This is a genomic window from Pseudarthrobacter sp. AL07, from assembly GCF_029960665.1.
Classification (GTDB): domain Bacteria; phylum Actinomycetota; class Actinomycetes; order Actinomycetales; family Micrococcaceae; genus Arthrobacter.
This window is the reverse complement of the sequence record NZ_JASBRB010000015.1, coordinates 41,025-62,533: the sequence shown is the minus strand read 5'-3', so window position 1 is coordinate 62,533 and position 21,509 is coordinate 41,025. Positions and strand designations below refer to the sequence as shown.

The following is a 21,509-nucleotide window of genomic DNA, read 5'->3' as shown; positions in this document are numbered from 1 at the left end:
CCGACTATCTGGTGGAGGACAACTTCGCCTGGATGAACCAGTTCTCCACCATCGGTTCCTTCCTGCTCGGCGCCTCGATGATTCCGTTCTTCTGGAACGTTTACCTCACGTCGCGCAGCTCCGAACACGTTGAGGTGGATGACCCGTGGGGCTTCGGCGCCTCGCTGGAATGGGTCACGTCCTGCCCGCCGCCGCGGCACAACTTCACCTCGCTGCCCCGGATCCGTTCAGAGCGTCCCGCCCTGGACCTCCACCACCCGGAGCTCAGCATCCGCGCGCACGAAACCACGCACAGCGCTGCCGCGGCCGCCCTGGGTGCTGCCGATATCGGCGAACGGGATGTGCGGGACCCAAACCCTGACCGGTGAGGGTTTGCCGTTAACAAAAGCAGGGCCGGTCAAATGACCGGCCCTGCTTTGAAAATGAAACCCTAAGGCCCCAGAATCTCTAAAGAATTAGAGTGCCTGGATGTTGACGGCCTGGGGACCCTTGGGGCCCTGCTCGGTTTCGAAGGAAACCTTCTGGTTCTCTTCGAGTGAGCGGAAGCCGGAAGAGGCGATCGCGGAGTAGTGAGCGAAAACGTCCTGTGAGGAGTCATCGGGGGAAATGAAGCCGAAGCCCTTTTCAGCGTTAAACCATTTGACGGTACCAGTAGCCATTATTTTTGTCCTTCGTGAAGGTGGAGGAACAGTCCCGACTTTCGGGTCCTCCGGTGTGGGGTGTTCAAAACCGCTACTTCAGAAAGACGCGGACTTTCGACCGCGCGTACTGCCTGAATTACCAACTGCATAAACACAACAACAAAATCAACTGTACAGGAGATTTTCAGAACCATTTACCACCGGCCACCACGGCTGATGGTTGAGCCCGTCGAAACCCCGGCGTAGCCTTCTCCCATGGAACCAATTCGGACCATTCTTCTACCGGGTTCTGTACTTCCGGCCCAGGCCGCCTACGGCGGACTCATTGCAGCCCTCGGGCCGGACGTCGAGGCAATCGCCAAGGATCTCGAGCTCTACACGGACGATGAACCGCCGGCGGACTGGACCCTGGACACAGAGATCGACGGCGTGCTGCGCGAAGCCGATGCCCGGGGATGGGAGACGTTCCATTTGGCAGGCTACTCAGGTGGCGGGGCGGCGGCGCTGGCGTTCGCTGCCAAGCATCCTGAAAGACTGCTGAGCCTGGCGCTGCTGGAGCCGGCCTGGGCCGGGAACTGGGACTGGAGCCCTGCCCACACCGCACTCTGGAAACAGTACGAGCAGCTGGAAACACTCCCGCCGGAGCAGTTCATGCCCGCCTTCATGAGGCTGGGAGTTAAGCCCGACGTCGCCCTTCCGCCGCCGGCGGATCCCCCGCCGGCGTGGATGGCCAAACGGCCCGCGGGTATCAGGGCGTTCCTGCGGACCTTCAAAACCTACGACCTGGAGAGGGCGCGTTTGGCCGCCTTTCGCCAGCCCGTCTTCTTCGCCCTCGGCGGCCTGAGCAATCCCGACGACTACGGCGATATTGCCAGCCGGCTGTCAAGGGTCTTCTTCCCGGACTTCCACCTGGAGGTCTTCCCCAAGCGCCACCATTTCGACCCACCACACCGGATCGAGCCCGAGCGGCTGGCTGAATTGCTCCGGCGGCACTGGACGCAGGCCGAAGTCGGCGCGGTGGTTGAGCCCGTCGAAACCGACCCACTCGAAACCCACGGCGGTTGATCCTTACGTTCGGGCGCCGCGAAACCATCAACGTCACGAACAACGGCGAGGTAGCCGCAACGCTGATCCCGCCGTCGGCATCACCCTTTGAGCGGCTGCTGCTGCGCGGCCCATCGCCGCGGATTTCCCGGCGATCCCGTCAATACGGTGTTGGGGGCCATCAACGTGGTCGATCTTGCCCGCTCGGACCTTATGTACGCCGCAGCCCTGACCGGCAAGCTCCGGAGCGTCGACGCCATTCATCTGGCCGCAGCCGTCCGGCTGCAGTCCGACGTTGTGGTGGCCTATGACGCCGGGCTGAAGGCCACCGCCGTCGAGGCAGGACTGAACGTCCTCTCCCCCTAGACTTTTTTGTCCAGATAATCCCCTTAGGAAGCCCGAAAAGGCGGATTACCTGGACAAAAACTCCTCAGCGGATGGAGGCACGGGGCGGGGGTGAGCCCGCCGGCCGCCACGGAAATTGTCACCGCCCCCGTGTAGCTTAGAAACAACAGCCCCCGCACCGAGGACACCATGGATTTCTACGCCATCAACGCACTGCGCGAGAACCACGCGGGGTGGTCCCTGCTCCGCGCTCAGAACGCCCCGCTGGCCGTGAGTTTCTTCATCAAAGCCTTCACCGGGCCCAACCAACGGGACATCGGCCGGCAAGAACTCATCGACCACCTCGACGATGTCCTGTTCGGCCTCCGCGAAGTCTTCGGCGAAGACAAATACCCCCGCCCGGCCGGGGAATATCTGGACGAGTGGGCTGCCCCGGAACGCGCGTGGCTGCGGAAATACTACGTCCCGGGTCAGGACGAGCCGCGCTACGATCTCACGGCCGCCGCCGAGGACGTGGTCCGCTGGGTGGAGAGCCTGAGCGGCCGGGACTTCGTGGCCACCCAGTCCAGGCTGACCAGCATTTTCGCCGTCCTGAAGGCGCTGGTCCAGCAGTCCGAAACCGATCCGGAGGTAAGGCTCGCCGAGCTCCAACGCCAGCGGGACGGGATCGACGCCGAGATGCAACGGATCAAGGACGGCAACATCCGGGTAATGACCGGACCCGAAGCCCTGGACCACTTCCAGCAGCTGACCACCCTGGCCAAGGACCTGCTCTCCGATTTCCGGGAGGTGGAGCAGAATTTCCGCAAGCTGGACCGGCAGGTCCGCGAACAGATCGCCACCTGGGACGGCTCCCAGGGCGAGCTACTGGCCTCCATTTTCGCCAACCAGCAGGACATCAGCGGCTCGCTCCAGGGCCGCACGTTCCAGGGCTTCTGGGACTACCTGATGTCCCCGCAGCTCCGTACCGAACTACGGGACTTGCTTCTCCGGGCCACCCAGATCGACGCCCTCGCCAAACTGGACAATCTGCATGCCGTGACCAACCTGCACCAGGACTGGCTGCCCGCCGTCGAGCAGACCCAGGCCACAGTCCGGCAGCTCTCGCAGCAGATGCGCCGGCTCCTCGATGACAAGGTGTTCCTGGAGAACAAGCGCATCATGCAGCTGGTCCGCAGCATCGAATCCGGGGCGCTGGGTACCCGGGAGGTGCCGCCGTCGGGCGTTTTCCTGGAGATCGCCGCCCAGTCCGTCGAGGTCGCGCTCCCGTTCGAGCGGCCGCTGTACGAGCCGAGCCGGCGGATCATGGTGGACGACGTCGTCGTGGCTGCCGACGATACTGCAGTGGACGCCGGCGCCCTGTTCAGCCAGTTCCACGTGGACACGGAACGGCTGAAGTCGAACATTGACGACGTCCTGGCCGGCGCAGGACAGGCCACGCTCGGCGAAGTAGCATCCGCCCATCCGCTCTCGCAGGGACTGGCCGAAATCGTTGCCTATTATCAGCTCGCCACCGAATCGGACTGGGCCTCCATCAACCCTGACGAGTCACAGCAGTTGTCCTGGCAGCTCCCGGACGGCAGCATCCGGGAAGCCACCGTCGAACAGATCATCTTCGTGAGGCCGGCATGACCACCACAGACGCACCCGAAACACACACGCCCGGGGAACTTCCCGGCGTCGTCACCAGGCTCTTCAAAGGCGTGGTGTACGCCGAGTCCGACGAGAAGATCTGGCAGTCGCTGCTGGGACTGTCCTCCCACGTCCGCGACTACGTGGCCGTGCTTGGCCTTGACCTGATACTGGACGAATCCGAGGGCTACGCGTTCCTGAAATCGCGCGAGGACCCGGACGGCACACTTCCGCGGCTCATCCCCCGCCGCCCGCTCACCTTCAACGTCAGCCTCCTCCTGGCGCTGCTCCGCGGCCGGATGCTCGAATTCGACACGAACAGCAGCGAACTGCGCCTGATCATGACCGAGCAGGACATCGCAGACATGGTGGCGGTCTTCCTGCCCGAATCCAGCAACGAGGCTCGGATCCTGGACCAGCTCGGCACGAACATCAAAAAGGTCGTGGAGCTGGGCTTCCTGCGGAAACTGCGTGGCCAGACGGGCACGTACGAGGTGGCCCGGATCCTGAAGGCATACGTGGATGCCCAGTGGCTGGAGGAATTCGACGCGCGGCTGGCCGATTACCGCGCCTCGCTCACCGGAGCCACCGCCACCGGCATTAAGGAAGAGGACCGAACATGAGCACCGAGACGGCCACCGCCATTAAGGGCGGCGCTGACCAGCAGGAGATGCTGTTCAGCCTCGATGAAAAAGCGGACGACGCCGGCACTCCCCCGGGTTTCCGGCTGCACCGTCTGGAGCTGCTCAACTGGGGCACCTTCCATCAGGAGGTGCGGACGTTCCGGCTGGACGGTTCGAACAGCCTGCTGACCGGCGACATCGGCTCCGGGAAGTCGACAGTGGTGGATGCGATCACCACCCTGCTGCTTCCGGCCAACAGGATCGAGTACAACAAGGCGGCGGGTGCACAGAAGAAGGAACGCACCCTGATGTCGTACGTGAGGGGTTTCCACAAGAGCACCCGGAGCGCCGGCGGCGAATACTCCAAGCCCGTGGCGCTGCGCGGCACCGGCAAGCTCACCGTGGTTCTGGGCGTCTTCCACAACGCCGTCCTGGGCAAATCAGTCACCCTGGCCATCACCCTCTGGGCCACCCAGGAAGCCGGCCAGCCGAACCGCTTCTACTCGCTGGTGGAGGGCGAGCAGTCCATCGCCGGGGACTTCGGCAACTTCGGCCAGGACCCCGCGAAGCTGAAGAAGCAGCTCCGGGCCGCGGGGGCGTCCATCCATGAAACCTTCGAGCCCTACGCGGCCGCATTCAAGCGGCAGTTCGGCATCAGCGGCAACCAGGCGATGGAGCTGTTCCACCGCACGGTGTCCATGAAGCAGGTGGAGAACATCACCAATTTCGTGCGCACCAACATGCTCGAGGAAGACGACGTCGAGGCCCGGATCGGCAACCTCATCCACCACTTTGACGACCTGAAGAAAGCCCACGACGCCGTACTGCGGGCTAAGGACCAGATCGCCCTGCTCACCCCCATCACCGAGGGCGCGGCGCAGCACACAGCCCTGAGCCGGGACGATGAATTCGCCCGCCAGCAGCGGGACCAGCTGCACCCCTGGTTCACGGACCGGAAGCTGCAGCTGAGCATTGAGCACCAGGCGGAACTGCAGAACACCGGCCTGCGGCTGCAGGAGGACAGCGGCAAACTGGCTACCGAAATCACCCAGCTCCGCCTCGACCTCGCCGCCGTAAAGGAGGACATCCGCAGCAACGGCGGCGGCCGGCTGGCCGCCATCGAGGCCGAGGCCGCGCGGCTGGGCGAGGAGTCACGGTCGCAGCGGGTGCGCTTCGAAAAGTACGCCGAAGCTGCCGCGGACCTCGGGCTTCCGGCCCCGGCGGACCGCGTCCAGTTCGACGCCAACCGGGCCCGGCTGGCCGACGTGGAAAAGGAACTCGCCGCCACAGCCAACGACGTGCAGGATAGCCGCACCGAGCTGACCATGACGCGCACGGTGCTCACCGGACGCGCCACCGACATCGCCGCGGAGCTGACCAGCCTGCAGGCGCGCCCCAACCTGCTGCCGCGCCCACAGGTGGAGCTTCGCCGTCGGCTCTGCGACGGGACCGGCATCCAGGAATCTGACCTGCCGTACGCCGGCGAGCTGCTGCGCGTCCGCGACGGCGAGGCGGCCTGGGAAGGCGCCGCCGAACGCACCCTGCGCGGCTTTGCGCTGTCCCTGCTGGTGCCGTCGGAGCACTACGCGGCGGTGAGCGGCTGGGTGGACGGCAACAACCTGCGCGGCCGGCTGGTGTACCTGAAGATCGGCGAATCGTACGCGCCGAAGCCGGCCGAGGCGGGCACGCTGGCGGCGAAGATCGCCATCAAGCAGGGGACGCCGTTCCGCAATTTCCTGCTGGATGAGCTCAGCAGCCGCTTCGACTATTTCTGCTGCGACACCCTGGAGGACTTCCGCCGCCGCTCCAAGGCCCTCACCGCCAACGGCCAGCTCAAGGGCGGCCGCGGCCGGCACGAGAAGGACGACCGGCAGGACCTGTCTGACCGCCGGAACTATGTCCTGGGCTGGGACAACCTGGACAAGATCAGCCGTTTCCGCGCCGAACAGGACGAGGTCCAGGGCCAGCTCAGCGTGGTGGCCGGCCAGCTGTCCCGGATCAACGATTCCCTGGGCGCCATCGGCCGGCAGAACCAGCAGCTGGGCATCATCGGGGCCGTCTCGGACTTCGCCGAGCTCAGCTGGCAGCTCACCGCACGCCGCATCGAGGAGCTCAAGGCAGAAAAGGCCCAGCTGGAGTCCACCAGCGACGTGCTGCGGCAGCTGACGGCGAAGGAAGCCGAGCTCACCGGAAAGCTGGATCGCCTGCAGGTGCGGGCCGATGACGTCCAGCGCCGGATCGGCTCCAACGAGGGCGCGGCCAAGGACATCGTCGAGGCGATCGAGGACTGCCGCGACGTCCTGCAGGAGACCCCGTTAACGGACGACGGCGGCGTGCTGGCCGCCGTCGCAAGGCTCGCCGCCGCGGAACTCGCCGGCAAACCGCTCACCTACAAAAACACGGGTACCGTGGAAAGTGCCGCCCGGTCCGGGCTGACCGACCGCATCGACGCACTGTCCAGGCAGATCGCCCGGGCCGCCGAGAAGACTGTCCGGCTGATGGCCGAGTTCCGGAACAAGTACCCGAACGAGACCACGGAGATCGACGCCGCTCTCGAGTCCGCCGGCGAGTTCGGCAAGCTGCTGGAGCAGCTGGTCAGCAACGATCTGCCGCGCTTCGAGGCGCATTTCAAGGAGTCCCTGAACCAGAACACCATCCACGAGGTGGTGGCGTTCAACGCGTTCCTGGACAGCCGCCGGCAGGACATCGTGAACCGGATCGGCGAAATCAACCTGTCACTGGCCGGGATTGAGTACAACACCGGCCGGCACATCCAGCTGGAGCACCAGAACAGCACCGACCTGGACGTGCGGCAGTTCGGCCTGGACCTGCGGGCCTGTTCGGAGGGCACCATCGGCGACGATGACCAGTACTCCGAGCAGAAGTACCTTCAGGTGGCGCGCCTGATCGAGCGGTTCCGGGGCCGGGACGGCTACACCACCCTCGACGAGCGCTGGACCGCCAAGGTCACGGATGTCCGGAACTGGTTCACGTTTTCCGCCTCGGAGAAGTGGACCGAGACGGGCGAGGAATTTGAACACTTCACGGATTCGGGGGGCAAGTCCGGCGGCCAGAAGGAAAAGCTCGCCTACACGATTCTCGCGGCTGCCCTGGCATTCCAGTTTGGGCTGGCCTCCGGCAAGAGCGCCGGGAAGAATGCCGGCAGTGGGCGCAGCTTCCGGTTTGTGGTGATCGATGAGGCGTTCGGCCGCGGCTCCGACGAGTCCGCGCGCTATGGACTGGAGCTGTTCCAGCGGATGAAGCTGCAGCTGCTGATCGTCACGCCGCTGCAGAAGATCCACGTGATCGAACCCTTTGTGTCCCATGTGGGGTTCGTGGCCAACACCAACGGCGACGATTCGCAGCTGCGGAACATGACCATCCAGGAGTACCGCGACGAGCGGGCCCGGCGTGCCTAAACAGCCTGCACAGGGTTGGACCACGGTGGCTGACCTGCGGGCGCAATCGCTGAAGTCCTGGGGCAGCGGGGCGTTACTCCGCGAGGTGCTGGAACCGGGCGTACTGTACCCCCGCCGTCGTCCGTTGAAACGTCCGACGGCGGGGACGCTCCGGAGTGACTATGCTGCGGCGAGCGCATGGGCGGCGGAGTTGTTCGGCGCAGTGGGTCCGTTCAGCCTGGAAACCGCGGAAGTGGGGCGCACCACGGTGGGGGCCAACCACCTGCCGGCGGCGGCGGTATTTGCCGCTGTGGAGGACGAGATCGGCTTTATCGGTAAGGCGAAGGACGCAGCCCGGTTCGTGGAGCTCGCCGGGAGTCTGGCCTCGCTGCACTCGTTGTTCCGCGGGTGGGCGCTGAAGCGGCCGCTCAAGCTGCTGGAACTCGGGGCCGACGCGTTGACCGCTGCCCGCGTGGCCCTGTGGCTGCAGGACAATCCCGGGCCAGGCATCTACGTGCGGCAGCTGAGCGTTCCCGGCGTGCACACCAAGTTCATCGAGAACCACAGGAAGGTCATCGATGAGCTCGTGACGGAGCTGCGTGCGGAACCCGACCCGCAAGCTGATGCCGGTGACGGCGGGCCGCTGGCCGACGCCCAGGCCTCCCCCGGATCCCTGCTGGGCCAGAGCGCCGCACGTACCCCGGCGGCGCGCTTCGCCGCAGCCCATGGCTTCCTGCACCCGCCCGAGCTGGTCAGGTTCCGCCTGCTGGATCCCGGCATGGCGCTGCTTGGCCGTGCGCGTGACCTGACCGTCACCGCGGAGGCGTTCAGCACCCTGCAGCTGCCCGCCCGCACGGTGATGATCACCGAGAACCTGGTCAACTTCCTGGCCCTCCCGGAACGCCCGGACACGCTGGCCATCTATGGTGCCGGGTATGGTTTCTCGTCGCTGCGGGACGCCGGGTGGCTGCGGAACTGCGAGGTCCTGTACTGGGGCGACCTGGACACGCATGGGTTCCGGATCCTGGACCAGCTCCGCGCCGTCCACCCGCACGTGGCCAGCGTAATGATGGACGAGGCCACGCTGCTGGCCCACCGCGATGCCTGGGCCAGCGAGCCGTCGCCGTCGAAGGCTGTGTTGAGCCGGCTGACTCCTGACGAATCCGCACTCTATGAAGGACTCCGCGATGACGCCTTCGGGACCGCTGTCAGGCTGGAGCAGGAGCTGATTCGCTGGGACTGGGCGCTGGAACGGTTCTCGGTCAGTCGTTGAGGCTGCTCACGGTGACTTCGAATTCTTCCACTGCGACGATCTCCGTTTTTTCCTCATCACTGTTCTCTTTGCGGATTTTGTTTGCTTCTTGGCGGCTTGCGGTCATGGCTTCCTCGGTATCCCAAAGGGTGATGGAGATGGCCTTGTCTGTCTCTTTCCCGCTCAGGTAGTAGATCCCCTTGCACCCGGGGATCTGGCGCACCCTGCTGACGATGTCTTCCGTAGGGGTGTCTGAGACCGTCTCGGGGCCGGTCTTGTACGTGCTGACTCTAGCGAACATCGGTTTTTCCTCCCGTAGTCATTGCGCGGAACCGCTGGCCGGCTCCCCGTTGCGACACAGGGAACCAGTCCGTGCGGCAGGAACCTGGTGCAGCCAAGCAGCAGATTTCTGCCGGATGGCCCGGGCTCCTTCCATTAGTAAGGACCGGCCGGCGTCCGAAAGCAAGGCCTCGGAAGGACCAGCCGGGACTGCTGGCGGTGCTGCGGATGACAGGAATAATCTCGTGAGTAGGGACGGGGGTTTAACCCGTTCCCGACCAAGGGGACCGGCCCCCACCCCATGAAGGGTGGAAGGTCAAAACGAGAAGTAAAGCACCGCCGGGAATCACAACGGGCCTCGGGCACTCGTACGTGATTCGGACGGCACTGCCGCGGCCGCCTGGTCCGCCACGGACCTGTTCGGTGGCCCGTTGGCACGCTGTTGAGCAGCCCAGCTGGTTCGACCTTGATTGGAGGCGCCCGTAATTATCCGGCCCGTCCCGCAATACGCCAACGAATTTGTCTGTGGCTCCGTGTACGTTTGGCATAACATCACCCCGGCCCGAGGACACCATGGATTCCTGCGCTATGACTGCACCGCCTGAGAACCATGCCTTCCTGTGGTCGGGCCCGCCGAAACCCACCCGTGGCTAAGGCCTCTGCCCCGCCGCGCTCGTACAGCCTGCAGCGTGAATGGTCCGGGGCATTCACGCTCATGCTGCTGGCCCTGTTCATCGGCGCAGCGGTCACCGTTGTCGGCGTCCGGTTCGTGGTGAACGAGATGGAAGCTGCGAACGGACGGCTCCAGGCCGAGTACGGCAGCGTCGCGGACCTGGCCGCAGCCCTTGACGCGCATGAGCAACTGGGGCACCAGTTAATTGCTGCGGCTCCCGTGAACAGGGAGGCCTTTTTCCGGGAACAGCAGGACATTGAGGAGCTCTACCGGGCAGCTGCCGCGGTCAAAGCTGTGGACGAAGGCCGGTCCGAGGCCCTGTCCGCGGCACGGCAGGACTGGCAGGCCGGACTGGAGAATGCAGGTCTCTGGGGCGACCAGGTACTTAACCTCACAGGAACCAACGTCGCTGACGCGCCTGCCTTTGCCGCGGCAAGCTCGAGCGTGCGTACGCAGCTGGCCGCCGTCCAGCAGGCCTCCCTCCAGGCACTGAACCGGGGGCTCGTGGACACGCGCGAGCTCCAGGGATTTCTGGTGATTGGCCGGTTCGGTCTCTTCGTTGTGGCCATCGCCGCCACCCTGTACTTCCGGCGCCGAATGGTCAAGGACCTGATGCGGCCCGTCAACAGCCTGCGCCGGGGCGTCCTGAAGCTGCAGTCCGGCGATTACGGCCACCGCCTGGACGTGGCCCGGCGGGACGAACTCGGCGAGGTGTCGGTGGCCTTCAACGGCATGGCCGCGGCGCTCCAGGACAGCCACAAGGCATTGACCTATCGGGCAACACACGATGACCTCACCGGGCTCGCGAACCGTGCGGCCTTGGCGGAGCGACTCCTGGCATCCTTCGAGCCGGACAGCGACCGCCGGACCCGGCACGAGGGCCTGCTGTTCATCGACATCGACGATTTCAAGGACGTCAACGATTCCCTCGGCCATGAAGGCGGCGACGCGCTGCTCGCCCAGCTGGCCGAGCGGCTGCGGGCCAGCGTCCGCAGCCACGACCTGGTGGCACGGCTGGGCGGCGACGAGTTCGCCGTCGTCGTTCTGGATAACGACGACGGCACTCCGGCCACGGGGCCTGTTGCCGAGCGGATCTACGAGGCTCTGAGCGAACCGTTCATGATCGGTGACCGGTCACTGCGGGTGTCGCTGAGCATGGGCGTCGCCCAGCGCACCGCGGACACGGCGGACGTGACGGAGCTGCTGCGGCAGGCCGATTCGGCCATGTACCGGGCCAAGCACGGCGGCAAGGCCCGGTACGAAGTCCACGGAAGGTGAGCCCGGTCGAAACGTCGCCCAAAAAAGTTCTTTGAGCTAAGGGCCTTCGAACCCTTCCGGCTGGCGGGAAACTGCCGGAGAATCGCAGCATCAGTGGCTCCCAGCGAAAGGCGCCCTCATGATGTGGGATTACGGCATGAATATGGGCTGGACGATGTGGCTGTGGGGCATACTCCTGCTCGTCGGGATAGCCCTGCTTGTACTGGTTGCGGTGCGCCTGTTTGGCGCGGGCAGAGGTCCGGGCGGCATGCAGGGACCGCCGGGGCCCTACCCCGGCAGGAGCCGCGCCCGGCAGATCCTCGATGAGCGCTTTGCCAACGGCGAACTGTCTGCGGACCAATACCGCGAGCAGCTGAAGGTCCTCGGGGAAGACCAGTAGCGCGCCCCATCAGCCGCCGGAGCGCACTCCTGGACAGATCCCCCTGCCACCAGCCGGGAACGCATTTTCGTCATTTCCGACATCACCGTGAACGGGTCCGGTTCAGTCGCTGGCGCCTCGCCCATGGACCGGATGATCGGGCGAAGGCCGCCTGGTCCTGATCAACGGTCACAGCTACCCGAAACTCTCAGCCAGGCCGGGCGAGCGCGAACGGTGGCGGATTGGGGATGGGGACGGGAACGATGGGCGTCGTCGAAGTCCGCTGGTGCCCCGGCCGACTACACAAATTTTTGCGAATGAGCCATCCGGGCTGCATGCCTGCCCCGAATTGCAGGCATAACCCAACGGTTTGGCATATAGGCACAACCCGCTGACCGCAAACCCATATCGCATCAGGAGATCATCATGGCCACACATACCCACACCGGCACAGTAGCCCGCACCAACGTCCAGAAGGCATCCATGGTCGTCGGCGCCGTGTTCCTGCTGGTCGGCGTCCTCGGCTTCGTGCCGGGCCTGACGGCCAACTTCGGCGAGCTGCACTTCGCGGGACACGAGTCCGAGGCAATGCTGCTGGGCCTGTTCCAGGTATCTGTCCTGCACAACGTGGTCCACCTGCTCTTCGGCGCAGCGGGCATCGCCTTGGCCAAGTCCGCCACCGGCGCCCGCTCGTTCCTCCTCTATGGCGGCGCCATCTATCTGGTTCTGTTCGTCTACGGCCTGGTGGTCCCCCAGGAATCGGCTGGGAACTTCGTGCCGCTGAACGGCTTCGACAACGTTCTGCACCTGCTGCTCGGCGTCGGCATGATCGCCTTGGCCATGGTCCTCAGCAAGGGACACACCAAGGTCCGCGCCTAAGCGACCATCTGAACCATCAGGCAACCGCGGTAATGGCCCCGTCCGCAGCATCGCGCTGCTGGCGGGGCCATTCCCGTTTCCAGCCCGGTCAGCGCGGCTCAGGGCATGAACCACACGTTATGGTCCGGCGACAAGGATTTCCACAATGGCTTCCTCGCAGCCCGGCGCATGCGTGCCTGCATGGACCTTCGAGAACCTGCTCACAACCTGGCCCGAGTTAGCGAAGCCATAGTAGGCGGCCGCCCCCTTTATTTCTTTGATAATCTCGGGAACGGCACCTGGGCCGTCCGTGACGGCATGATCCGAGATGCCAAGTCCGGTGCAGGCAGCGTGACTGTTGGCAATCTCGGCGGATGCGGGGACGGCGCCTGTGAAGAGCGCAACCAGTACGGCGGCACTCACTGCGGCAGAGGTGCGTTTGACGTTCATGGGTTCCTCCTGGAATAGGGCTACGACGAAGCCCCTATACCCACGGCGGAGAGATATGGGACCCCGCCAGTAAGGCCATTCTCCGCTTGCAACACGGCCCCGGCAATAGGCCGAGGAGACTGGCCGTCGGGGGTATTACCAGTCGTCTCTACGGGACCACTCCCGCCGCGAGGTGCGTCGACCGGTCGGAACTGATCAGCCTCCAGCTACGTTAGTGACATGGGGAGTGTGGAAGCACGTCACGAGTACCCTTATTGAGTTGATCCCGCGCGAAAGGAGGAACTTGCATGCTAACAACACTGCTACGCCGCTTCCCGGTCCTCCTCCGCCGTGCGGGCCTCCTGGCTGGGCTATTCGCCCTCATCTCCGGGATCTTCGGGATGCACTTCATGCCGGGCACCCATTCCATGGACGCTACCGGAGCCGTGCACGCCTCCGGAACCTACTCCGTTGTGCGTGCACCGGATGGCCACACCAGCCACCACGTCGCCGGAACACCGTCGGCTCCAACCCCGCCGGGCCCTGCCGCTTCATGCACCGGATCCGGCGGGTGCGCCGAGATGGCGGGCATGGATGCCGGCTGCGTCCCGTCGCCGGGAACCGGATCGCTGTTAGCCCCGCTGCCCGGCAGCACACCCTTTGGGAATGTCTCCGGCGCCGGACAACCGTCCGGCCACGCTGCCTATTCATTCCTGCCCCCGACTCCCTCGCCGGGCGACCTCTGCATCAGCCGAACGTAAAGGTGTGTGCCGCGCCACCGTTCACCGGCGCGCAGCCCTTTATAAGTCGCCCTCTTTGCCAGGGCTTGAGTCGCTGGACGGTGACCGTTCCCGCCCAGCGTTGTTTCCGCAATCACCTTGAAGGATCCAGATTCCCATGACGAAAACCCTGACAATTTCCGCCACCGTCCTCGCAGCCACTTTGGCCCTTGCCGGCTGCTCGGCCGGGACCGGAACTTCCGGCAGCAGCATGCCCGGCATGGACCACGGCAGTTCCAGCATGCCGGCGACCGCCGCCCCGCTCGACACAGTGACTCCGAACGCGGCCGACATCATGTTCGTTCAGGGCATGATCCCGCACCACAGCCAGGCTGTGGAGATGAGCGACATCATCCTCCAGAAGCCGGACATTGATCCGCAGGTCACGGCCCTTGCCACCAAAATCAAGGCCGCCCAGGCCCCGGAGATCAGCACCATGACCGGGTGGCTAAAGTCCTGGAATGAGCCCGAACAGATGGCCGCCGGTCACAGCATGTCCGGGATGGTGGACGGGGAAGGCATGGCCAAGCTCCAGGCGGCACGGGGCGCGGACGCGGCCAGGTTGTTCCTGACCCAGATGATCGCGCACCACCAGGGGGCCGTGATGATGGCCAGGACTGAGGAGGCCGACGGCCAGCATGCCGACGCGCTGGCGCTGGGCAAGGAGATCATCGCGGCCCAGCAGGCAGAAATCGAGGAAATGCAGATTCTGCTCGGCGCCCTCTAGCCAGCGCTGCAGACGCGCCGGTTTCGCAGCGGACCGGCGCATGTATTCCCTGACTTTTCCCGTCTTCGTTTGGAGCCCCCTATGTTTTTTCCCTCCCGCCAGCGGCCGCCCGTCTCCGCAATGACAGCCGCGGCAGCAGCCCTGATTGTTGCTCTCTCCGCCTGCACCCCGGCAGCCACCGATTCGCCCTCCGGAGGTGGATCAGCAACAGCCCCAGCAGCCGGCGCGGCGTCCGGACTGCCGAGCGCCCACGTCCATGGGCTGAGCGTTAACGGCGAAACCGGTCAGGTGCTCCTGGCCACCCACGAGGGCCTGTTCGACATGTCCCGGAACCCTGCCGTCAAGATCGGACCAACCAATGACTACATGGGATTCACCGCAGCCGGTGACCCGGACGTGTTCTACGCTTCGGGGCACCCTGGCGCAGGCTCGGACTTGCCCAACCCGCTCGGCCTGATCAAGAGCACTGACGGCGGCAGGACCTGGCAGCAACTCTCACGGCAGAAGCAATCCGACTTCCACGCCCTGGCCGCCACAAAATCCGGCATCGTGGCCTTCGACGGGACACTCCGGACCAGTGTCGACGGCGAAACGTGGCAGACGGCCGCCGTCGACTTCGTGCCCGCTGTGCTGGCCGCTCATCCCGCCGGCAACGCCGTCCTCGCCACTACCCAGCAGGGCGTGCAGCGCTCGACCGATGGCGGAACCACCTGGACGCTGAACGAGGCGGCACCTGTGATTCAATTCGCCTCGTTTGCGAGCGCCGGCAAGGCCGTCGGCGTCGCACCGGACGGGACCGTGTACTACTCCCCCGATGCCGGCGTGTCCTGGGAACAGACGGGCGCCGTCAGCGGTGAGGTTCAGGCCATTGCCGCAACGGAAGGCACGGACGGAAAGCCGTGGATCTGGGCCGCCACCTCAAAGGGTGTGATCGTGTCGAAGGACGGCGGGGCGTCATTCAGGCCCTCCAACGCGGACTGATCCGGTGCGCACCGGCGTCTCCAGAAACCACGAAGGACTTCACATGAGCATTCACACCGATTACCACCTGGACCGGCGCCGTTTTATGGGCCTGTCCGCCGCCACGGCCGCCGCCGCGGCCCTCGCAGCCTGCACAAACATCCAGCCCCCGGCAGGCCTGCCGGACCGGGTCCTGCCCACGGATGCTGCCGTCGCCGATTACGAGGCCCGACGGGCGTTCAGCGGAACAACCGTGACACAGGATTTGAAAGCGGCAGCATTCCAAACCACAGTTGCAGGGAAGCCCGTCACGACCTGGGGCTATAACGGCGGACTCAGCGCCCCCACCATCCGCGCCGTGGCAGGTGACCGGCTCCAGGTCGGACTGGCCAACGGCCTGAAGGATCCGACCAGCATCCATTGGCACGGCCTGGCGCTGCGGAACGACCAGGACGGCGTCCCACACGTCACCCAGGCCCCGACCGCAGCCGGGGCCGGGTTCGACTATGAATTCCTGCTGCCACACCCCGGCACCTACTGGTATCACTCCCACGTCGAGATGCAGCGCGAACGGGCCCTCTACGGTGCGCTCATTATCGAGGATCCTGCCGAAAAACTCGTCTATGACCAGGACTGGGTGATCGTGCTGGACGACTGGCTGGACGGCATCACCGGCACCCCGGACGAAGTCATGGAAGAACTCTCCGGCGGAATGTCCATGGGCGACGACGGGATGTCCGGCAACTCGATGCCCGGCATGGACCACGGCTCCATGGGCTCTACCCCGGAACCCTCCACCAGCAGCGGACAATCCGGCACGGGAATGAGCCACATGCTGATGGGTGCCCGCAGCGACTTCCTCGGCGGCGACGCCGGTGACGTCCGATTCCCGGTCCACCTCTTCAATTCCAAGGCGCCGGACGAAGCCGACGTCCTTGCCGCCAAGGCCGGGGATGTCATCCGGCTCCGGATCATCAACGCCGCCGGCGATACCGCCTACCGCGTCGGCGTCCCCGGGCGTACCCTCACTCTCACGCACACCGACGGATTCCCGGTGCAGCACCAGGACGTCGACGCCGTCGTGCTCGGCATGGGCGAACGCATCGACGCCCTGCTGACGGTCCCTGAGGGGTTCACTCCGGTACTTGCACTGCCCGAGGGCAAGACCGGGCAGGCCTTGGGATTCATCAGCACCGGCTCCGGCAAGCAGCCGCCCGCTGCGACCCTGCCGTTCACTCTGGACGGCACCGTCGTCGACGGCGGCCAGCTCAAGGCGGACCCCAGTGTCAGCTTTGCCCCGAAAACCCCGGACCGGACCCACGAGCTCCGGCTCACCGGCGGCATGATGCAGTACGACTGGGGCATCAACAATGGCCGCTTCGACATGAACGACCCGTTCCGGAATGCCTTCGAGATCAAAGCCGGCGAGCGCGTTGAGGTGAGATTCGTCAACGAAACGGACATGTGGCACCCGATGCACCTGCACGGGCACACCTTCCAGGTTGGGGCGGACGGCGCCCGGAAGGACACCGTCATCGTCCGGCCCAAACAAACGGTTACGGTGATCTTTGACGCCGACAACCCCGGCCAATGGCTCACGCACTGCCACAACGCCTACCATGCCGAACGCGGCATGATTGGCGTCTTCTCCTACATCAAATAACGGAGCCGGACCATGAACATACCTGTCGCGACAGAGCTCTTCTTTCCCTCCCCCACGTTCAGTGCCTTCCAGCTCGGGCCGTTGACCATCCGCTTCTACGCCCTCGCCATCCTGGCCGGCATCGTCGTTGGCGTCTGGCTTACCGCCCGCCGGCTCAGGGCCCGCGGCGGCACCACCTCCCAGACCCTCGACATTGTGACCTGGGCAGTGCCATTCGGCATCGTCGGCGGCCGGATCTACCACGTCATCACGGACAACCAGCTCTACTTCGGCCCCGGCCGTGACCCCTGGGGTGCATTCCGGATCTGGGAAGGCGGCCTCGGGATCTGGGGCGCCGTTGCCCTCGGACTCGTTGGAGCCCTGATCGGGGCCCGCCGCGCCGGGGTTCCGTTCCCTGCGTTCGTGGACGCGGCGGCACCGGGCCTGCTGATCGCCCAAGGCCTGGGCCGCTGGGGCAACTGGTTCAACAACGAGCTCTACGGCGAACCGACGGATCTGCCCTGGAAACTTCAGATCCATGCCATGGACCCGGTCACCGGCCAAGCCCTGACCAGCGCCGACGGCGGCCCTGAGGTTCTGGGCTATTTTCAGCCGACCTTCCTCTACGAATCCCTCTGGGTCCTGGCTGCGGCTTTGCTGCTGATCTTCCTGGACCGCCGGTACACTCTTGGTTCCGGTTCTGTGTTCGCCCTGTACATCGTGTTTTACACCGCCGGTCGCTTCGCTTTCGAGCTGATGCGCTCGGACCCGGCCAACCTCATTCTGGGCCTGCGCGTAAACACTTGGGTGGCCGGCCTGCTCTTCCTGGCCGGGCTTGTCCTCTTCCAGCGGCTCAGGACCCGACCCCGCTCCGCCGTCCCGCCCGGCCCGAAAGAACCCGCCCCCGGCGGACCAGTCGCACTCCACGACGCCACGGAACCCGCCCCGCCAGTAAAGGAAACTCCGCATGAGTAACGCAGACCAACGACGCGCCGAAAACCACCAGACCGTCGCCGGTATCCGCAACCAGCAGCAGGCGAAACAGCGCCGCCGCAAGATCCTCCTCTTCGGCGGATTCGGACTGCTCCTGACGGGCATCATTACCGCCGTCACCCTGACCATCGTCGGGTCCGTGCAGGAAAAAAACGCCGCAGCCGAGGCCGCCAAGCAACCCATCGAGGGCATCCAGACCTTCACCGACCTGTCCCGGAACCACGTCGAAGGACCCGTGGACTACCCTCATCCGCCCGGCGTCGGTGGTGACCATGCGGCCACCTGGACCAATTGCGGGATCTACACCGAACCCGTCAACAAAGAGCGCGCCGTCCACTCCTTGGAGCACGGCGCCGTCAGCATCACGTACGGCTCCGGCCTGGCCGCTTCCGATGTCACCGCGCTGACCGTGATAGCCAAGGACAAGCCCTACGTTCTACTCAGCCCCGGTACGGAATCCGGGACCGAAATCACGGCCACGGCCTGGGGTGCCCAGCTGACAGTGACCGATGCCGCCGATCCGCGCATTGCCACTTTCATCCGCGCCTACGCCCAGTCCCCCAACGCTCCGGAGCCCGGGGCCCTATGCACCGGCGGCGTGAACGGCTGAACCGTGCCCGGTGCCACAAGGTCCGACGACGGCGCGCCGCAAGTCTGCCTGCTCCGGCGCGCCGCCCTCAGCCATCCTCCATTGGCGAGCGCCCAGCCGACCGGTTTCCCCTCAGGGCCGGCTGGCGCGCACGTACGGCTGCGGAGCCTGAGCCGGAGCCTCATAGGCCCGCTGGCCGAGGCAGCCCCTGGAGTGGATGAGCTTTGACCGGGTGTTCATCGGCACCGACCCGGGGCAGGTGCAGAAGTTCCGGGACGCGGGGGTTGAGGTTGTGGTGGCCGCCATACGGCCCGCTGGTTGAGCCTGTCGACGCCGAGTCCGCGGAAACCGGGCCCGAGTCAACAGTTCTTGTCACGCAGTTAATCACCCATTCACACCGTCATCACAGCCCGTCCAACCGGCCTCAATATTGTCGGAGCCATGGACAACATTTCGCGCAGATCCCTCCTTTCCGCTGGCCTCGGGGCCGGGCTCGTCGCGGCCTGGCCGGGTGCCGCCGTCGCCGTTTCTACAGCGGACGACGCCGGCCTCCGCGCCGATCCGTTCCTGCTGGGCATCGCCTCCGGCGAGCCGTGGCCGGACGGCTTCGTGATCTGGACCCGCCTCGCGGTGGACCCGATTGCCGAGGACGGCCTGGGTGGCATGCCCTCCCGCAACGTCGCCGTGGCGTGGGAAGTCGCGGAGGACGCGAGCATGCGCATGGTGGTGGCCCGCGGCGTCGAGCACGCCGGGATCGAAACCGCGCACTCTGTCCACGTCGAACTCAAAGGCCTGCGGCCGGGGCGAGAGTACTTCTACCGTTTCCGCACTGGCAAGCACGTCAGCGTGGTGGGCCGCACACTCACCAGCCCGGCGCCGCATGAGACGCCCGCGGCTCTGGCCATGGCGTTCGCGAGCTGCTCGCAGTTTGAGCACGGCTACTTCACTGCCTACTCGCGGCTGGCCCAGGACCACCCGGACCTGGTCCTGCACCTGGGTGACTACATCTACGAGTACAAGAAGGACAGCTACGTGATCGGCGGCGGCAACCCGCGCGACCACCAGGGACCCGAGACCGTCAGCCTGGCCGGGTACCGGCAGCGGCACGCACAGTACAAGTCCGACGCCGACCTGCAGGCCGCGCACGCCGTCGCACCATGGCTGGTGGTCTGGGATGACCACGAGGTGGACAACAATTGGGCGGACGACATCCCCGAGAACAAGGACACCAACCAGCTCAACGACACCACCGAGCGGTTCCGGCAGCGCCGAACCGCCGCATTCCAGGCCTACTACGAGAACATGCCGCTGCGGGCGTCCTCCGTGCCGGCCGGGTTCGATATGAAGATCTACCGCACCATCCAATGGGGCCAGCTCGCCAACTTCCACATGATGGACACCCGGCAGTACCGCGACGACCAGCTCGCCGGCGACGGCTGGAAGAAAAACGTCACCGAACGCCTCGCCGAGGACCGCACCATCACCGGCGCCGACCAGGAAAAGTGGCTGCTGGACGGTTTCCGGGACTCCACCCAGCGCTGGGACATCCTGGGCCAGCAGGTGTTTTTCGCCGAAAGGGACCGGAACGCCGCGCCCGAGATCGACGACGTCTCCATGGACGGCTGGGACGGCTACGCCGCCTCACGCCGCCGCATCACCCAGGGGTGGGTGGACGCCAACGTCCGAAACGCCGTGGTCCTCACCGGCGACGTGCACCGCAACTGGGCCAACGACATCAAGGTCGACTACAAGGACCCCGCCTCCCCCGTGGTGGGCTCGGAACTCGTCTGCACCTCCATCTCCTCCACCGGCGACGGGTCAGGCTCGACGGCGGACCCGGTTCAGGCCTGGAACCCGCATCTGAAGTTCTACAACGACAACCGCGGCTACGTGAACACGAAGATCACCAAGGACGCCCTCACGGCGGACTTCCGGGTGCTCGATCACGTCACGACGCCGGGCGCACCGGTTTCCACGAAGGCCACCTTCGCGGTCCAGGACGGGGTGCCGGGGCTGGTGGCGCGGTAGAGCCTCCCCCATGGCAGCAAGCCCGGTGGTCGGGCCTGTCGAAGGGTCGTTCGTGACCAACGCGTGGGTGGGAGGTGCGGACGACGGCGAATCGGTGCCCGTGACCGTGGCCGCTGCCATCACCAGTGAGCAGGTCAAGGCCGCCACGGCAGGCTTCAATCGCGAAGTCCCGGGGTGGCCCGACGCGACCTCTTTGGCTACGGCTGGACAACCTTCACGAGTTCTGACCGTTGTCCTGACTGCAGGTCCTCGGTAAGGACCAGTGCACCGACCTCGGGGCAGTAATACTTATGCTCCCGCGCATTCTTTTCAAGCGGCGTCCAGTCGTAAACCTTGACGCAGTCGGAGTAGACGCGGGTTTTCGTGGTGACGGTCTCGCCGGTAGCGACGGTGTCCCGGATATCTTCTGCATTGCCAATGTAAAATTCCTGCCGATAGGAGTCGCCAACCCGTTGTTCGGCCTTCATCCAGATACCGGCTTTTGCCCCGTCTTTTCCGTGGATAAAGCTGCCGGAGTGGTCCATCAGCATCCCATTCCAGTAGTTGTTCACGTCCTCGCCGAAGTACCACACGTCACCGTTTTTATGTTGTGCCAGGTAATCCCGGGTTTCCTCGACCAACTGCCCGTTTTTGTATTCCCTGTCCAGATAGATGACCGCCTCAACGCCCTCTATGGTTTTGGTTTCCTGCAGGATTTCGACTTCAATCCTTTCGGTGACGTTTCCCTGCGCGGTGGTGGTCTCGTAAGTCATTTTTTTGCCGGCGGGGAGGGAGAAGTAGTTATTGGTGATTTTGGTGCTGAAGTCGGCAGGGTTGATCAGCGGACTGTACTCCCCGGCCCTACTCCTTTTGGTGTTCTCGGAGACCAGAAATGCCGCCCCGCCAGCTATCAGCAACACGACGATCAGGGCAAGGAATATTTTGGTTCGTTGATTCATGACCTATCCCACTCCTTCTGAGCAGAAATTCCTGTAAGGGGTC

At 65.1% G+C, this 21,509-nt stretch carries 20 protein-coding genes and 1 pseudogene; 17 read left to right on the top strand and 4 right to left on the bottom strand.

Annotated elements, in window-relative coordinates; all coding sequences use genetic code 11:
• Positions 1–368, top strand: a pseudogene (locus tag QK290_RS12775) (cytochrome ubiquinol oxidase subunit I); the annotation flags it as partial.
• 87 nt (positions 369–455) lie between these two features.
• On the opposite strand, the gene QK290_RS12770 reads toward QK290_RS12775, so the two are convergent.
• Complete coding sequence (locus QK290_RS12770; RefSeq protein WP_024365339.1) at positions 456–659, bottom strand: cold-shock protein; 204 nt, start codon at positions 657–659, stop codon at positions 456–458.
• A gap of 237 nt (positions 660–896) precedes the next feature.
• On the opposite strand from QK290_RS12770, the gene QK290_RS12765 reads away from it, so the two are divergent.
• The 6 genes from QK290_RS12765 to QK290_RS12740 all read left to right on the top strand — a co-directional run bounded on the left by QK290_RS12765 (position 897) and on the right by QK290_RS12740 (position 8,956).
• Complete coding sequence (locus tag QK290_RS12765; RefSeq protein WP_282331009.1) at positions 897–1,706, top strand: alpha/beta fold hydrolase; 810 nt, start codon at positions 897–899, stop codon at positions 1,704–1,706.
• 150 nt (positions 1,707–1,856) lie between these two features.
• A complete protein-coding gene (locus QK290_RS12760; RefSeq protein WP_282331008.1) occupies positions 1,857–2,051 on the top strand; it encodes a hypothetical protein in 195 nt (64 codons plus the stop codon).
• A 168-nt stretch (positions 2,052–2,219) separates the two neighbouring features.
• Complete coding sequence (locus QK290_RS12755; protein WP_282331007.1) at positions 2,220–3,662, top strand: DUF3375 domain-containing protein; 1,443 nt, start codon at positions 2,220–2,222, stop codon at positions 3,660–3,662.
• A complete protein-coding gene (locus QK290_RS12750) occupies positions 3,659–4,285 on the top strand; it encodes a DUF4194 domain-containing protein (protein ID WP_282331006.1) in 627 nt (208 codons plus the stop codon). The genes QK290_RS12755 and QK290_RS12750 overlap by 4 nt, the downstream gene beginning before the upstream one ends.
• Positions 4,282–7,704, top strand: a complete 3,423-nt coding sequence (locus tag QK290_RS12745; protein ID WP_282331005.1) for an ATP-binding protein — start codon at positions 4,282–4,284, stop codon at positions 7,702–7,704. The genes QK290_RS12750 and QK290_RS12745 overlap by 4 nt, the downstream gene beginning before the upstream one ends.
• Positions 7,697–8,956, top strand: a complete 1,260-nt coding sequence (locus QK290_RS12740; protein ID WP_282331003.1) for a DUF3322 and DUF2220 domain-containing protein — start codon at positions 7,697–7,699, stop codon at positions 8,954–8,956. Before QK290_RS12745 ends, QK290_RS12740 begins: the two co-directional genes overlap by 8 nt.
• On the opposite strand, the gene QK290_RS12735 is transcribed toward QK290_RS12740, so the two are convergent.
• A complete protein-coding gene (locus tag QK290_RS12735; RefSeq protein WP_282331002.1) occupies positions 8,946–9,236 on the bottom strand; it encodes an antibiotic biosynthesis monooxygenase in 291 nt (96 codons plus the stop codon). The two genes, QK290_RS12740 and QK290_RS12735, sit on opposite strands and share 11 nt — an antisense overlap.
• Before the next feature lie 624 nt (positions 9,237–9,860).
• Here QK290_RS12735 and QK290_RS12730 point away from each other — a divergent pair.
• The 3 genes from QK290_RS12730 to QK290_RS12720 all read left to right on the top strand — a co-directional run bounded on the left by QK290_RS12730 (position 9,861) and on the right by QK290_RS12720 (position 12,402).
• A complete protein-coding gene (locus QK290_RS12730; RefSeq protein WP_282331000.1) occupies positions 9,861–11,165 on the top strand; it encodes a diguanylate cyclase in 1,305 nt (434 codons plus the stop codon).
• A 118-nt stretch (positions 11,166–11,283) separates the two neighbouring features.
• Positions 11,284–11,544 carry an SHOCT domain-containing protein gene (locus tag QK290_RS12725; protein WP_282330999.1) on the top strand — a complete coding sequence of 87 codons (261 nt, stop codon included), beginning with the start codon at positions 11,284–11,286 and terminating at the stop codon, positions 11,542–11,544.
• Positions 11,545–11,949: 405 nt separating this feature from the next.
• Complete coding sequence (locus QK290_RS12720) at positions 11,950–12,402, top strand: DUF4383 domain-containing protein (RefSeq protein ID WP_282330997.1); 453 nt, start codon at positions 11,950–11,952, stop codon at positions 12,400–12,402.
• A 117-nt stretch (positions 12,403–12,519) separates the two neighbouring features.
• On the opposite strand, the gene QK290_RS12715 is transcribed toward QK290_RS12720, so the two are convergent.
• Positions 12,520–12,831 (bottom strand): hypothetical protein, encoded by a 312-nt coding sequence (locus QK290_RS12715; RefSeq protein WP_282330996.1) that lies wholly within the window; start codon positions 12,829–12,831, stop codon positions 12,520–12,522.
• Positions 12,832–13,118: 287 nt separating this feature from the next.
• Here QK290_RS12715 and QK290_RS12710 point away from each other — a divergent pair, with 287 nt between their 5' ends.
• The 7 genes from QK290_RS12710 to QK290_RS12680 all read left to right on the top strand — a co-directional run bounded on the left by QK290_RS12710 (position 13,119) and on the right by QK290_RS12680 (position 20,528).
• On the top strand, positions 13,119–13,571 hold the full coding sequence (locus tag QK290_RS12710; protein ID WP_282330995.1) for a hypothetical protein: 453 nt from the start codon (positions 13,119–13,121) through the stop codon (positions 13,569–13,571).
• 136 nt (positions 13,572–13,707) lie between these two features.
• A complete protein-coding gene (locus QK290_RS12705) occupies positions 13,708–14,316 on the top strand; it encodes a DUF305 domain-containing protein (protein WP_282330994.1) in 609 nt (202 codons plus the stop codon).
• An 81-nt stretch (positions 14,317–14,397) separates the two neighbouring features.
• Positions 14,398–15,297: a F510_1955 family glycosylhydrolase gene (locus QK290_RS12700; RefSeq protein ID WP_282330993.1), complete on the top strand. Its 900-nt coding sequence runs from the start codon at positions 14,398–14,400 to the stop codon at positions 15,295–15,297.
• A 43-nt stretch (positions 15,298–15,340) separates the two neighbouring features.
• The gene (locus QK290_RS12695) at positions 15,341–16,939 is read left to right on the top strand and encodes a multicopper oxidase family protein (RefSeq protein WP_282330992.1); all 1,599 of its coding nucleotides are present in this window, start codon (positions 15,341–15,343) and stop codon (positions 16,937–16,939) included.
• A gap of 12 nt (positions 16,940–16,951) precedes the next feature.
• Entirely contained in the window at positions 16,952–17,893 is a 942-nt protein-coding gene (lgt, locus tag QK290_RS12690) for a prolipoprotein diacylglyceryl transferase (protein WP_282330990.1), read from the top strand.
• A complete protein-coding gene (locus QK290_RS12685) occupies positions 17,886–18,521 on the top strand; it encodes a DUF3105 domain-containing protein (protein WP_282330989.1) in 636 nt (211 codons plus the stop codon). Before lgt ends, QK290_RS12685 begins: the two co-directional genes overlap by 8 nt.
• Before the next feature lie 420 nt (positions 18,522–18,941).
• Positions 18,942–20,528, top strand: coding sequence for an alkaline phosphatase D family protein (locus tag QK290_RS12680; protein WP_282330988.1), 1,587 nt, complete (start codon positions 18,942–18,944; stop codon positions 20,526–20,528).
• Between the two features lie 197 nt (positions 20,529–20,725).
• Here QK290_RS12680 and QK290_RS12675 read toward each other — a convergent pair whose 3' ends face one another.
• On the bottom strand, positions 20,726–21,466 hold the full coding sequence (locus QK290_RS12675) for a hypothetical protein (RefSeq protein ID WP_282330986.1): 741 nt from the start codon (positions 21,464–21,466) through the stop codon (positions 20,726–20,728).
• Positions 21,467–21,509: the final 43 nt, after the last annotated feature.

Excerpts from the sequence above, each read along its gene's own strand:
- QK290_RS12745 (WP_282331005.1), top strand. The coding sequence starts at position 4,282 with ATGAGCACCGAGACGGCCACCGCCATTAAGGGCGGCGCTGACCAGCAG.
- QK290_RS12675 (WP_282330986.1), bottom strand. The coding sequence starts at position 21,466 with ATGAATCAACGAACCAAAATATTCCTTGCCCTGATCGTCGTGTTGCTG.
- QK290_RS12715 (WP_282330996.1), bottom strand. The coding sequence starts at position 12,831 with ATGAACGTCAAACGCACCTCTGCCGCAGTGAGTGCCGCCGTACTGGTT.
- QK290_RS12770 (WP_024365339.1), bottom strand. The coding sequence starts at position 659 with ATGGCTACTGGTACCGTCAAATGGTTTAACGCTGAAAAGGGCTTCGGC.
- QK290_RS12695 (WP_282330992.1), top strand. The coding sequence starts at position 15,341 with ATGAGCATTCACACCGATTACCACCTGGACCGGCGCCGTTTTATGGGC.
- QK290_RS12755 (WP_282331007.1), top strand. The coding sequence starts at position 2,220 with ATGGATTTCTACGCCATCAACGCACTGCGCGAGAACCACGCGGGGTGG.
- QK290_RS12735 (WP_282331002.1), bottom strand. The coding sequence starts at position 9,236 with ATGTTCGCTAGAGTCAGCACGTACAAGACCGGCCCCGAGACGGTCTCA.
- QK290_RS12700 (WP_282330993.1), top strand. The coding sequence starts at position 14,398 with ATGTTTTTTCCCTCCCGCCAGCGGCCGCCCGTCTCCGCAATGACAGCC.
- QK290_RS12685 (WP_282330989.1), top strand. The coding sequence starts at position 17,886 with ATGAGTAACGCAGACCAACGACGCGCCGAAAACCACCAGACCGTCGCC.
- QK290_RS12710 (WP_282330995.1), top strand. The coding sequence starts at position 13,119 with ATGCTAACAACACTGCTACGCCGCTTCCCGGTCCTCCTCCGCCGTGCG.
- QK290_RS12705 (WP_282330994.1), top strand. The coding sequence starts at position 13,708 with ATGACGAAAACCCTGACAATTTCCGCCACCGTCCTCGCAGCCACTTTG.
- QK290_RS12720 (WP_282330997.1), top strand. The coding sequence starts at position 11,950 with ATGGCCACACATACCCACACCGGCACAGTAGCCCGCACCAACGTCCAG.
- QK290_RS12680 (WP_282330988.1), top strand. The coding sequence starts at position 18,942 with ATGGACAACATTTCGCGCAGATCCCTCCTTTCCGCTGGCCTCGGGGCC.
- lgt (WP_282330990.1), top strand. The coding sequence starts at position 16,952 with ATGAACATACCTGTCGCGACAGAGCTCTTCTTTCCCTCCCCCACGTTC.
- QK290_RS12765 (WP_282331009.1), top strand. The coding sequence starts at position 897 with ATGGAACCAATTCGGACCATTCTTCTACCGGGTTCTGTACTTCCGGCC.
- QK290_RS12725 (WP_282330999.1), top strand. The coding sequence starts at position 11,284 with ATGATGTGGGATTACGGCATGAATATGGGCTGGACGATGTGGCTGTGG.
- QK290_RS12750 (WP_282331006.1), top strand. The coding sequence starts at position 3,659 with ATGACCACCACAGACGCACCCGAAACACACACGCCCGGGGAACTTCCC.